Below are 13563 nucleotides of genomic sequence, written 5' to 3' on the forward strand. Positions count from 1 at the left end.
GCAGTCTAAATGTAGTGGTCAACTAAAATTGGCCACGGTTTTAGAGTTTTTCCAATACAGTCGCTCAGACTCATTGGGTGTCAGCCCACCATTATATTGATGGGGCCTAAGTTGGCTGTAATAACCTGTGATGTAACGAGTTATATGCTGTCTTGCTTCGCTAAAACTCCTATAACCCGACACCGGTATCCATTCTGTCTTTAGACTTCTGAAGAACCGCTCCATCGGGCTATTGTCCCAACAATTACCTCGCCTAGATAAGCTTTGCTTAATTTGATAACGCCACAACAGTTGCCGATAAGAACGACTGGTGTAATGACTTCCTTGGTCGCTGTGGAACATCACGCCTTTGGGCTTACCTCGTGATTCAAACGCCATAGAGAGTGCTTTCCCTGTCAACTTACTATCAGGCGATACTGACATCGCCCAACCAATTGGCTTTCTCGCGAACAGGTCGATGACAACAGCAAGATACATCCAGCGTTGTCCCGTCCAGACATACGTCACATCACCGACCCAGACTTGGTTGGGAGTGGTAACGGCAAATTGTCGAGACAGATGGTTTGGGATCTCTACGTGCTCTTGTGATGCCTTTCGATATCGGTGCTTCGGTGTTTGGCAGCTGAACAACCCTAATAATTTCATTATCTTAGAAGCTCGATAACGTGTCAGTTTTACACCTTGGGCCGTCACCATGTCGGCAATGCTTCTCGCACCAGCAGAGCCGTTGCTTGCCGTATGAACTTCTTTAATGAGACTCTTTAGTTTCACCAACTCTGGAGAAACCCTCTTAGGGCGACAACGCCAGTATTTGTAACTGCTGCGGTGGACACTGAACACATGACACAGGGTTGTTACGCTAAAGCTCTGCTTGAGTTTCTCGATTATCGAGAGTTGTTCAGTGAGTCCGACATCAAGAGAGCGGTAGCCTTTTTTAATATTTCATTGTGCTCTTCAAGACGTGCAAGTTTCTTCTTTAGCTCTCGTATCTCAATTTGCTCTGGTGTCATTGGTGAGGCTTGAGGAGTCATTCCCTTTTTTTCTTGCTTGAGCTGCCTTACCCACTTATCCATTGTCGATTTACCAACACCCATGGCTTTTGCAGCTTCAACAACGGTGTAGTTTTGATCGAGAACAAGTTGCGCTGCTTCGAGTTTGAATTCCGCACTGAAAGTGCGTCTGGTACGCTTGGTCATAGTTTCACCTGTCATGCTATGAGGTGTATTTTAACACCTCTAATCAGGTGGCCAAATTCACCGTACCACTACAGTACCACTACAAAAGGAACGATTTGGATAATAATCAGGTATAAAACCTCCATATTCTCCGGCTCTGATGCCAGCTTCTGTACAAATAAATCCACATAAGAAGGATGCTCTTGTAGAAAGTCATCGATAACCATATAGGAGGCTTCATCAAAATATTCACTCCTGTATAGCTGCTCAAGATCCCATTCGAAATGATCCATTGGTTCCCCCTTATTGATCCCAAGTCGGATGGATCAAGATAAAACGCGCTTTGCCCATCAATGCAACGATGCCCGGCCTTCTTTAATCATCTGCTTCGTCAGCCATTGCTCATATTCTTCACGCGTCATTGGTGAAAAGCTTTCTCTGTCTTTGTACCAACTAAATTTACATTCAACAAAGTCTTCATATGTCCAGTCTTCACACTCTAAGGCATGTTTGATACAGCAGTCTAAAGGAACGATTTGGATAATAATCAGGTATAAAACCTCCATATTCTCCGGCTCTGATGCCAGCTTCTGTACAAATAAATCCACATAGGAAGGATGCTCTTGTAGAAAGTCATCGATATTAACATAGGAGGCTTCATCAAAATATTCATTCCTGTATATCTTCTCAAGCTTCCATTCGAAATGATCCATTGGTTCCCCCTTATTGATCCCAAGTCGGATGGATCAAGATAAAACGCGCTTTGCCCATCAATGCAACGATGCCCGGCCTTCTTTAATCATCTGCTTCGTCAGCCATTGCTCATACGCTTCACGCGTCATTGGTGAAAAGCTTTCTCTGTCTTTGTACCAACTATAATGAGATTCAGCGAACTCTTCATATGTCCAGCCTACACATTCTAAGGCATATTTGATACAGCAGTCTAAAGGAACAATGTCGATAATAATCAGGTATAAAACTTCCATATTCTCCGGCTCTGATGCCAGCTTCTGTACAAAGAAATCCACATAAGAAGGTCGCTCCTGTAGCAAATCCTCAATAAGCGCATAGGAACCCTCATCAAAATATTCACTACGGTATAGATTCTCAAGCCTCAATTCGAAATGATCCATTGGTTCTCCTTATTGATCCCAAGTCGGATGGATCAAGATAAAACGCGCTTTGCCCATCAATGTAACGATGCCCGACCTTCTTTAATCATCTGCTTTGTCAGCCATTGCTCATACGCTTCACGCGTCATTGGGCAAAAATCCCCCCATCAGCCTTAATCCATTTTGATCTCTCACTGCATATAGAGACTCAAAATGCAAAGATAAAGCAAACAAAATAGGTGTCATATTTGACAAGTTAATTATAAATTTTTTTACATCATCCAAAGCATGATGATGGCCTAGGTCAATATAAAAAAAGATTCTCATAGCAACTTGCCAATTAAGATCCTCCGTGTCCTCTGCCATTATATTTTTTCTAGTCGGTTCCATCTCAATAAAAATATTTGTATTGGTGTGAGTAAAATATAGACTAGAGGATTTTTCATTTTTACCCCATTCAACACCATCAATTGTTTCAAAAACTTGAAAAACATCTTTGGCATGGAAACCTTCGGCTATTTCTAAGTTCAATGATACTGACATTTTTAATACCTTATTAAAGTAACTTTATTACCTTTTATTAAATAAATGTGTTCTAAGCCATGAACAGGATAACGCTGTAGATATTTTATCATATCAGCGGGTGTAAGAACCGAATCATTTAAGTTCAGTACAATCCATTGATTCTCCTTATTGATTCCAAGTCGGATGGATCAAGATAAAACGCGCTTTGCCCATCAATGCAACGATGCCCGGCCTTCTTTAATCATCTGCTTCGTCAGCCATTGCTCATACGCTTCACGCGTCATTGGTGAAAAGCTTTCTCTGTCTTTGTACCAACTATAATGAGATTCAGCGAACTCTTCATATGTCCAGCCTACACATTCTAAGGCATATTTGATACAGCAGTCTAAAGGAACAATGTCGATAATAATCAGGTATAAAACTTCCATATTCTCCGGCTCTGATGCCAGCTTCTGTACAAAGAAATCCACATAAGAAGGATGCTCTTGTAGAAAGTTCTCGATATTAATATAGGAGGCTTCATCAAAATATTCATTCCTGTATATCTTCTCAAGCTCCCATTCGAAATGATCCATTGGTCCCCCCTTATTGATCCCAAGTCGGATGGATTGTCCTAATCTCTCCTGTATTCACATCTTGCACTAAGCGAATATCAATACCTTTATAGACGCCATACAGATCCTTCCCTGTCACCTTAATTTCTGACTTACTACACATCTTCATGTATATCCTATGCCTTCACTGAATATCACAGAAACGAAAAATCTCAAGTTAGGATACAAAATAAGATAATGCCTATGTAAAAAGAGAGGGATCAATGAATATTCATGACCCCTCTCTCTCATTATTAGCGTATGCACGCTGTCAACTAGAACTCTATTATGCAAGAATCATCGTCATCACCGCTTGTCTCAATCTTACCAGCATCTCCATCAGATGCGAGTGCAAGAAGGTACAATGCATTTTTTTGAATGGCATTATTTGCGGTTTGCTCTGCAATACTGCTATCAATATTAAAAGCCCAAAAAGCCGCAGCTGCACTATATTTTGGAAGATCAATTGCTTGCTCGTGCATTAAATCAACTAGTTTCTCAATATTTTTAGGACAGAAAGTCATAAAACCAAATACACTTCTCGTCCATTTTTTTAACATTTGATCCGTTTTAACAATAGCACCAGTATAGTGATCAGCAATATATTCGCTAATAACCCCACCAGCCATGCCTGTAGCACATCCTTCCGCATATTCAGAGTGATCAAAAGCGCCATTAATCCCTTTAGACATTAATCCTATCCCACAACCCAAACCAGCATGAGCAACATACTCCACAGCAGCATCTATTTGTGGTTTACCTGTTGGGTTAGTAGGAGTAATACCTTTATGGCCAGCCGCATCACTTATTTTATCTGCTAAGGAAGCACCGACAATTGACACCATTGAAGAGTTAGTATTAGTAATGAATGTATCCGCAAAATCATCCAAATTTCCTCCCTCAATAACAGTCTTAACACTAGCATTGACTACCGAGTGAACAATAGCCTGAATAGCCTGAGCTTCAATACTATTACTGGCAATATTTACCGTAGTAGCATCCTGAAAGACTTTTGCAGCATTTGTCCCCTCAGTAAACAGATGCGCGTCAACTTCTTTGATTACACCTGCAGAAACCATTGTTATCGCTAGCGAAACAATTGTCTTTCTTGATGACAGATCCTTCAATGTTGCGGTGAAATCAAAACCATTATCCACAAGACTAGTCATCGCCTGATTTGCCAGTGCATGGATTCCGGCATTTATCGCTGTATAAAGGGGCCCTTCCCCAGCAATCACAGGAGAACTAGCCCCTCCCGTTGCTATTGCCATTGCAATAGCAATAACTGCCATTCCTGCCGGAGTCAGCCCAGATTGGTCATAATCCCATTCTTCCATGACCAACTGCACTTCTTGCCAGTTCACATTCAAAGAAGGATCATTACGGATATCTTGCATCCACGCTAGCTCTGGTGACTGGGCCAGTGTTGCTAATGTCGAATCTAAATTATGTTTATCTCCAGCATATTGAATCCGGACACCATTATAAGCATCAAGCATAATGCCGCCGGAATTAATAAACTCGGAATAGTAAGCAACTTCACGTTGATGACCGTGTGCCCGATGACGGAACGCTAATGCCCCATCGTAGGAGTGCTCATAACTATAAGTATCAAGCAGCTTCGCCAGTTCGAAGTCAATTTCGCCATTATCAGCAATAATTTTGGAAATACCTAGACTATCAACCGTAACAGCTTCAAGCAAAACATTACCCTGTAAGGTCCGTAACACCAGACTCTGCCCGGCTTTCAATAAAGTTCTGACGATCTCAGCTTCATTGCGACTCTCGGACTCACTTTCTTTGGTTCCGAACATACCACCGCTTTCAGCTTGAAAACGGCTGTCAAAAGAATGCATATCCGCCGCACTTTTTAGAGTAATACCGTGTGCTGCGAGAATTTCTAATAACCCCTGACTTTCTAGTACGGCACCTTCAATGTAAACTTCTCCACCGGAGATCAACGACAATGTATCAATAGCAGAAAGGTGGGTTTGCAGGTTAACCAGTGACGATTCGCTTTCTGACCAATGCTGGCCAGATTCTTTACGATCACTTTTCGTCACTTGAGGTACAAGAATAATGTTGCCTTCAGAGCGGATCTTTAAATCACCCTGCGCAGAGAATTGACCGCCGTGACTGAGCACATCAGAAGAAGTCCGAATATTCAGATCACCCAGTGAAACAATCGAACCAATCTGGTCAAAACTTTCTGCATAACCATGACCATAATCGAGGCGAGTGACTAAAGTGTCATTGACCAGTCGGTTAGCAATCAGAGAAACATCATCCCCGGTAATAGTGCCAGAAAGATTTTGTAAATCACGTCCCGTACGAATGGTCAGTTGTCCACCCGAAATTGTTCCTTTGGTATTAATAAAATCATGGGTGATATCCAGAAGTGCCTTATGTTTAATATCAACATGTGCACCATTAACTACGAATGAGTTGGTATGAATATCCGCCGATCCGGCTGTCAATGTAGACTCAGTCAACCGCTGCTGTTCAATGGTTTTGGGTACCAGATACACAAACGGAACGAGATATTCATGCCCGTTCACAACTCGGATTTCAGGCCAGATCATATCCGCAGGAAGCTGGGAAATTTGTTCTTCGCTCAGTAGTTCACCGAGTTTCTTGCCTGCAGATTTTGCGTAACTGACAGCATTCTCATACAGTTTTTTGGTCTGTTCGTTATAGCTTGAATAGCCGGGCGCTGAAATCCAGCTCTTATTCAACAGTTGAATTAGCTGATCCCGGATGATTCCCCGTTCAACATAAGGTGTACCAAAACGGGTCGGAATATCATCTAAAGTAGTATTTGCACCTTGGTAGGCAGACAACATCTCGGGATAAGAAGCTTTAATTTGAGTAAAGAAGAATTCAAATCCGTCAAAAATTGCCAGCTCATCTTTTTCTATCGCCCCTGCATACAGGTAATCCCGTACTTGTTCTTGTAGTCGATAGCGTGCTGACGCGGCAACAGAATTGGTGATCGATTCCAGAGCAACATGCTGCTGCGCTGCCGCATAAACCGGAAAAGCCATGTGTGTCAGAAGTACCGGCAATAGAACACTAGAGGTCAGGCTTTGCCATAATGGTATTTTTTTATTTTTCATCATTTTACTTACCAAATTCTAAACCATTGAATATATGAATCATGCTTGTAAAAACAGGATGACAACTGGCCATCATTGGCCCTCCTGATAGGAAGGATTAGGAATGAAAATGGTGGTCTCTCCATTAAATATCGGCACATATTTACTTGGCTTAGGTGTTGGTGAAGGTGGTGGCATATAAGCTGTTGCGTAAGGACCGAATGTCACATCCTGTAATGAATACGAATCACGGCCAAAACCTTCATGGATATGCCCATCGACATAAAAAATAAATGGAAATTCAGCTGTAACTTCATTTTTAGTTAATTTAGTGCTTGAAGTTTTCCAATATTCCGTATTGTGTCTGATACAATGCCTGAAAAAACGTTTAGTACAATATCTTCTTGAGTGATACTGAGCTGTTGTTTGTTCAAAAATATCCCGAAGCTTCAATCCTTCCATCCATACATTAAAAACCGATCCAGAAATATCTTTCCTGACTTCAACACTACTATGTTCATTGCTAAACATATTACTTTTTAATACAAGGTTGCCGCCGACATTCAATCGAGCCGGTGGAGATAATACTTTAATATACTGAATAAATTGGTCTGTGTGGGTACCATTTGGATCACCGATAACCTTTTTATAGGTATCAGCCCAGATATGGTATCGTTCATTGTCAATCAGCGGTGCATCTAAAATGACATTTCCTGTCCAAGATTCTGCAATCGCTGACATATTCCAAAGCCGCTCCTTAAGATGAAACTCCAGAATGGACTCCGCTGAAATAACAACCTGAGAACTTTTGATAAAATCTAATTTCAGTTCGGGATCTGTATAACCATTTCTTGAGACTTCATAAGGATTGGCATTGGTGAAATTTTGAGCTTCGATCTTAATGTTCTGCCCCAATATATAAGCACTAAGAGAATCAACATCAACTTTGCCACATCCTTTAAATGGTGGAACAGATATTTTGCCACCTGTTTCTAGTGAATGATCCGATATAATGAGTCTTCGGCTATAGGCACAAAAATTTGAGGCTTTGAACGGATAAAGCTGACCGTTCATTACATCCTTTTCAGATGTCAGCTCAATGTTTTCACCAAGAATCACACCACCATACTGGTTTACCACTCCAGATTTACCATTGAGATATAAATCCCGTGTCGACTCAATATCGCCTTCATTGGTTATTTCTTGTGCTGAAACATAGACTGATTCTGCAACAATCGCCCCTGCATTTTTCATCGCGCCAACAGCTGCAATATTCACCTCAGCGGCAGAAATGCTATCCAATAAATAGTTATTTCCCGCTGATAAAGCTTTAACCTCAATAGGTCCTGTTGACTCAATATCAACCCGGTTGGCAGCAATAATTTGATCGGAAAGATAAATACTACCGTTCGATCTGACTTTTACCGATTCCAGCGGAACAATACTTTGATCATTATATCGCCCGACATAAGCCCAAGCGCCCTGAGCCTTGATCTGACCACCGACGAAAAGCGAACCGTTATCATAAGTTGATTCAAGATGAAGGTTACCAACAGCAAATTTTCCTTTATTGGTAATTTCTAATGGATATATCGAACCATACTCTTTAACAGAGAAATTCTTATAATACGCATCCGATTGCCTGTCTGAATAACGGAAGTGATTCTGCCCGACGATAATTTGTACATCACCGTTCGAAACTTCTAATTCTCCGGCCACGTCAATTTCTTTGACCTGCTGATGATTCCGGGTCGAGACGATACCTTTCATATTGGTTCTGAATGGCGCATCCACCAGTACACGGCCCGCTGCAATATCGAGTAAAGATAAATCGGTAGCTGTCAATCCACTCCCGGTAATTTCCATACTGCCATTGGTGATCTTAATTGTTTCCAGTTCACCGTAATCTGACTTAATTGTGCCGGTCGCGAGTGTTACGCGCTCAGCATTAGCGATTGAACAACCGTCACAACGAATTCCTTTCGGAGCAGCAAGCACAATATCAGCGGCATGACCTTCCACCCGAATATTTTTGATACTGGCAAGCTGACTATCATTAACAATCAATACAATTGTTTGTGCTGGTGCCTGAGCCACCTTAACATTCATGACAGGAGAATTAAGTAGAACAATATCTTTTCCCTGAGTATCAAAGCTATCGAAATAGTTCAATGACACACCATAGTCGTTTGCTTTTGCAATTTGGATATAATATTGATTGGAACGTTGACTCACCGATACTTGTTCGGCACCACTCTTCTCGTTTCCTGCGACAACCTGACCAAAAGCTGGTCTAAAAATAGATAGCAACAGTACACAGATAAATAATTGAACACTTTGCAAGGAACACATATAACCAGCACTGACCCCGGAATTGAATAAACCCAGAAAAATCGAAACGACCAATACATTATCAATTGTGAATATATTGAGTTATATCAACTTTCCATAACGATTAAAAAACAGACAAATGTCATGAAAATGACAAATATAGGTCGGGAATGATATCATTGATATAAATGTAAACAAATATTTATTATTATTTTTGAGTAGAACGGTCATATTTTTTATATATTTGATACAAGACTCACAAATGACGAATGTTTATATTCACCTTTTAATAATCCCCAAGTTATCGAATCAACAACAATGACAGACATTGAGGACTGAATGTTACTCCTGCATCGATTCGGGATACCACAGACTATTTTGATAGCGTCTTCATCAGCTCAGCTTCAAGGTCTTGTGCAATATCCACAATGTTTAATACTCGAACACTCAGCTCAACAGCACTTCAATTGAATAAATGTTTAATCATACCGACAAACACATCAAAAATATTTTCAATTCATTGATTTTAAAAATAAATACCAAAATTTTTAACAGCATCGACTCTTCAGCCACAACGCATAAGAGAAAGGAATGGCTTGAGATATTAACCATGAAAATCAGATGGTTATATGCATAACTCTTATGGTAGTACCAAACGAGCATTTTTTTACTTAAATTGAGCTAGTTTGCAAAGTAACCCTTAAAATTGCTAGCATATTGGTCGTACCAATAAAAACACAACAACATCATATGGGTGGAAATTTGGCAGCAGATAGATCGACAACAGACAATTTATTCACGCCAGCTCAGGTCGGGCGGGCAAGTGAAGATATCGCGCTTCAGATCGAATCAGCCATTCTGAATGAGGCTTTACTTCCCGGTGATTCTCTTCCCAGTGAGCGGGAATTACAGATCCAGTTTGGTACCGGACGCGGTGTGATCAGAGAAGCGATCAGAGCGCTGAAACAAAAAGGGTTGATTGAAATACGCAAAGGCCCTAAAGGTGGCGCATTTATTAAACAGGTCGATGTTTCGAACATCAGCGAGTCCTTGGCTTTGTTTCTCAAACAAAAACATATCGATGCTTATGAGATAGCCGAGTTCCGGGAAAGTGTCGATCAGAGCATTGCCCTGTTCGCGGTATCGCGAGCGACAGAAAAGCAGAAGTCGCAGATGCTAGCATGCGTCGAGCATCTGGAAAATATCGCGGCCCGGCCTTGTCTGGATTTTGGCGAACTGGCAGAAGCCGATCGCAGACTGAATGTACTGATGGCTGAAATGGCCAATAACGCCATTTTTGAATGGGTCATGCATGCGATGCAACAAGGGTTTGGTTCTTATGATAACAACCTCTACAACGATCCTGATTTTCTGCGTAAGACGGTAGAGAACTGGCGTCATACCGTCGAGCATATTATCAACCGGGAACCGCTCAAGCTTCAGGCATCGATTAGCCGCCACTACTTATTGTTGCAGGAATGTCTGGATCGACATTCAAGCTAAGAAATGAATAGGATCCCAAGTCGATAACGTTGGGTAATGATTGCTCTGAGTGAATCATGCTCTGAATCAGTAATATTCTGACTCAAGAGCGTCCGAATCAATCAGACTCCGGGCAAATATGACCCTGACAAATCACGCTTGGAGAACACAAATAAAGCGATGGAGGATACTTAATGGCACAGACTTACGATTATATTATCGTGGGCGGTGGCTCAGCAGGTTGTGTATTGGCAAACAGGTTGAGTGCAAATCCTAAGCACAAGGTTTTGGTCTTAGAAGCAGGTCGTCCGGATCACCGATTCGATTTTCGCATTCATATGCCGGCAGCCCTGACTTACTTACTGACCGATGGGACATATAACTGGTTATATGAATCAGCGCCTGAACCATACATGCATAACCGTAAGATTGCTCAGCCGAGAGGGAAAGTCCTGGGTGGCAGCAGCTGTATTAACGGTATGATCTACATCCGCGGTAATGCCATGGATTACGAAAAATGGGCCACCGCTGAAGGTATGGAAAACTGGAGCTATAAACACTGTTTACCTTATTTTCGGAAATGTGAAACCCGTCTGCAAGGTGCTGACGAGTATCATGGCTCAAACGGGCCGCTAAAAGTCACCACGGCAAATTGTGACAACCCGCTGTTTAACGCTTTTTTTGAAGCAACGCAACAGGCCGGATACCCACTGACTGATGATGTAAACGGCTATCAGCAGGAAGGTTTTGGGATCTTCGATCAGAATATTTATCGGGGACGTCGTTATAGTGCGGCACGCGCTTACCTGCATCCGGTCATGCACCGGGAAAACTTAACGGTGGTGACGGGAGCAGCTGCCAACCGCATCCTGTTTGACGGAAAAACGGCGATTGGTGTCGAATATACCAAGCGGGGCTCGACCAAAACGGTGTATGGCGGTGAGATCATTTCTTGTGGCGGCGCGATTAATTCGCCTCAGTTACTACAACTGTCCGGTATTGGTCATGAAGAAGAGCTAAAAACGCTGGGCATTTCACCGGTACACCATTTGCCCGGCGTCGGTGAAAATCTTCAGGATCACCTAGAGTTATATGTTCAGTACGCCTGTAAAAAGCCAGTGAGTCTGTATCCGGCGCTGAAATGGTATAACCAGCCGAAAATTGGGTTTGACTGGTTGTTCCAACGCAAAGGGGCTGCGGCAACCAACCATTTTGAAGCCGGTGGTTTTGTCCGTGGCAATGAAGAAGTTGCCTATCCCAACTTACAGTTCCACTTCCTCCCGCTGGCGATTCGTTACGATGGTAGCGCGCCACGTTCCGGACACGGGTTCCAACTGCATGTCGGCCCGATGAACACTGACGTACGCGGTCATGTGAAAATTAAGTCGAAGGATCCGAAGCAAAAACCGGAAATTTGTTTCAACTATCTGTCGACTGAGCAGGAAAGAAAAGAGTGGGTTGAGGCGATTCGGGTCTCCCGCCATATCATCGCCCAGCCGGCGTTTGATGATCTGCGCGGTGAAGAGCTGGCCCCCGGCGCCAGTGCGCAGACAGATGAAGAGATTCTGGATTTCGTTGCCCGCGAAGGTGAAAGTGCTTATCACCCAAGTTGTACCTGTAAAATGGGGTACGACGACATGGCAGTCGTCGATGCGACACTCAAGGTACATGGTGTGCATAATCTTCGTGTTGTTGATGCGTCTGTCTTCCCGGCGATAACAAACGGTAACCTGTATGCGCCAACCATTATGGTTGCAGAAAAAGCCGCAGATATCATTCTCGGGAATGCGCTGGAGCCCGCGACAGACGCTGACTTTTACCGACATCAGAGACAGGAAGAAGAACATGCCGCCTAGCATTGCAATGCGATAGCGAATTGGTGTTATCAATACAGCCAGTCACAAAAGTTGTGACTGGCTGTATTCATTTGCTCTTCATCCCATAAAAAAAGCCAACCACAAAGATTGTGATTGGCTATCAATATGAACAAATTAGGTTCACTAACAACGTCAGTTGGCTAGGTGACCCTCGGCTTAATAAGGGTCATTACAACTAATGCAGTATGTGTGCCAATTTTTCAAGTTTAAATTAACTATTTGATTTTAAAAAATTCGTATAATTATCAACCTATTCGCAATACAGTAAAACTCATATGCCATTCTTAAAATGCAAATCTGTTTTTATTTTGCAAAAACTACTCAACCTCATTGCCACTAAGCACACCTTGCTCAAAGCAATGCACATTATCAAATGTGGTGTTGGCAATGGAGAGTAGCGCTTCCTTGGTCAGAAATGCCTGATGGCCGGTGAACAGCACATTATGGCACGCCGATAATCGGCGAAACACATCATCCGTAATCACAATGTTGGATTTGTCTTCAAAGAACAGCTCTTGCTCTTCTTCGTACACATCCAGCCCCAGAGAGCCAATAACGCCTTGTTTGAGGGCTTCAATCGCATCCAGTGCATTGAGTAACGCGCCCCGGCTGGTGTTGATGATCATCACGCCCTTTTTCATTTTGGCAAAGGCCTGAGCATCCAGCATATGGTGGTTCTCTTTGAACAGCGGGCAGTGCAGACTAATCACATCAGATGCTTGCAGTAAGGTGTCTAAATCGACGTATTCAGCACCAAGCTCAAGAGCCGCGGGGTTTTCATAAGGATCATGCACCAATAACCGCATGCCGAATCCTTTCAGAATTCTCAGTGTCGCCACACCGATCTTCCCCGTCCCGATAATTCCGGCGGTTTTACCATGCATATTGAACCCGACTAATCCATCGAGTGAAAAATTGGCATCACGGGTGCGCTGATATGCTTTATGAATCCGTCGATTGAGGGTCATCATTAAACCAACAGTATGCTCTGCCACTGCTTCAGGAGAATATGCCGGTACACGTACCACGGTGATGTTATATTTTTTGGCGGCTTCCAGATCGACATTGTTATAACCGGCACAACGCATCGCCAATAATCGGGTGCCATTGGCAGCTAAAGTCTGTAACACAGGCTCAGACAGATCATCATTGACAAATGCACAGACGACCGGGCTGTTGTGCGCGAGCCGGGCGGTCTTTTTATCTAACCGGACTTCGTAAAACTCAAGCTCGAATCCATGCGCCTGATTGGCTTGGGTAAAATAGGCTTGGTCATAAGCTTTTGAGCTAAAAACGGATATTTTCATCACTTCATTCCTCAGACTGAACAATCAACGGCAGCAGTTGTTATTGTGTTTATGTTGAGACTCGTT

At 42.7% G+C, this 13563-nt stretch carries 11 protein-coding genes; 2 read left to right on the top strand and 9 right to left on the bottom strand.

Annotated elements, in window-relative coordinates; genetic code table 11:
- Nucleotides 1-18 precede the first annotated feature (18 nt).
- The 8 genes from OCV37_RS18210 to OCV37_RS18245 form a co-directional block, all read right to left on the bottom strand.
- A protein-coding gene (locus OCV37_RS18210; RefSeq protein WP_261888146.1) for an IS3 family transposase occupies nucleotides 19-1196 on the bottom strand; the annotation gives its coding sequence in 2 pieces (ribosomal slippage) (nucleotides 19-929 and nucleotides 929-1196; 1179 coding nt in all).
- Nucleotides 1197-1264: 68 nt separating this feature from the next.
- Nucleotides 1265-1468, bottom strand: a complete 204-nt coding sequence (locus OCV37_RS18215; protein WP_261888147.1) for a hypothetical protein — start codon at nucleotides 1466-1468, stop codon at nucleotides 1265-1267.
- Between the two features lie 57 nt (nucleotides 1469-1525).
- The gene (locus OCV37_RS18220; protein WP_261888148.1) at nucleotides 1526-1888 is read right to left on the bottom strand and encodes a hypothetical protein; all 363 of its coding nucleotides are present in this window, start codon (nucleotides 1886-1888) and stop codon (nucleotides 1526-1528) included.
- 57 nt (nucleotides 1889-1945) lie between these two features.
- Nucleotides 1946-2308, bottom strand: coding sequence for a hypothetical protein (locus OCV37_RS18225; RefSeq protein ID WP_261888149.1), 363 nt, complete (start codon nucleotides 2306-2308; stop codon nucleotides 1946-1948).
- Between the two features lie 117 nt (nucleotides 2309-2425).
- A complete protein-coding gene (locus OCV37_RS18230) occupies nucleotides 2426-2830 on the bottom strand; it encodes a hypothetical protein (RefSeq protein WP_261888150.1) in 405 nt (134 codons plus the stop codon).
- A 194-nt stretch (nucleotides 2831-3024) separates the two neighbouring features.
- On the bottom strand, nucleotides 3025-3387 hold the full coding sequence (locus OCV37_RS18235; protein WP_261888151.1) for a hypothetical protein: 363 nt from the start codon (nucleotides 3385-3387) through the stop codon (nucleotides 3025-3027).
- Between the two features lie 293 nt (nucleotides 3388-3680).
- Nucleotides 3681-6524 carry a DUF637 domain-containing protein gene (locus tag OCV37_RS18240; RefSeq protein WP_038177962.1) on the bottom strand — a complete coding sequence of 948 codons (2844 nt, stop codon included), beginning with the start codon at nucleotides 6522-6524 and terminating at the stop codon, nucleotides 3681-3683.
- Nucleotides 6525-6593: 69 nt separating this feature from the next.
- A complete protein-coding gene (locus OCV37_RS18245; RefSeq protein ID WP_038177961.1) occupies nucleotides 6594-8906 on the bottom strand; it encodes a two-partner secretion domain-containing protein in 2313 nt (770 codons plus the stop codon).
- A 687-nt stretch (nucleotides 8907-9593) separates the two neighbouring features.
- Here OCV37_RS18245 and OCV37_RS18250 point away from each other — a divergent pair.
- Nucleotides 9594-10334 (top strand): FadR/GntR family transcriptional regulator, encoded by a 741-nt coding sequence (locus OCV37_RS18250; protein ID WP_038178030.1) that lies wholly within the window; start codon nucleotides 9594-9596, stop codon nucleotides 10332-10334.
- Between the two features lie 173 nt (nucleotides 10335-10507).
- Complete coding sequence (gene betA, locus OCV37_RS18255) at nucleotides 10508-12169, top strand: choline dehydrogenase (protein ID WP_038177959.1); 1662 nt, start codon at nucleotides 10508-10510, stop codon at nucleotides 12167-12169.
- A gap of 338 nt (nucleotides 12170-12507) precedes the next feature.
- Here the strand turns inward: betA and OCV37_RS18260 are convergent, their stop codons facing one another.
- A complete protein-coding gene (locus tag OCV37_RS18260) occupies nucleotides 12508-13500 on the bottom strand; it encodes a 2-hydroxyacid dehydrogenase (protein ID WP_281172929.1) in 993 nt (330 codons plus the stop codon).
- Between the last annotated feature and the right edge of the window lie 63 nt (nucleotides 13501-13563).

The organism is Vibrio rhizosphaerae, from assembly GCF_024347095.1.
In the GTDB taxonomy this organism is placed as follows: domain Bacteria; phylum Pseudomonadota; class Gammaproteobacteria; order Enterobacterales; family Vibrionaceae; genus Vibrio; species Vibrio rhizosphaerae.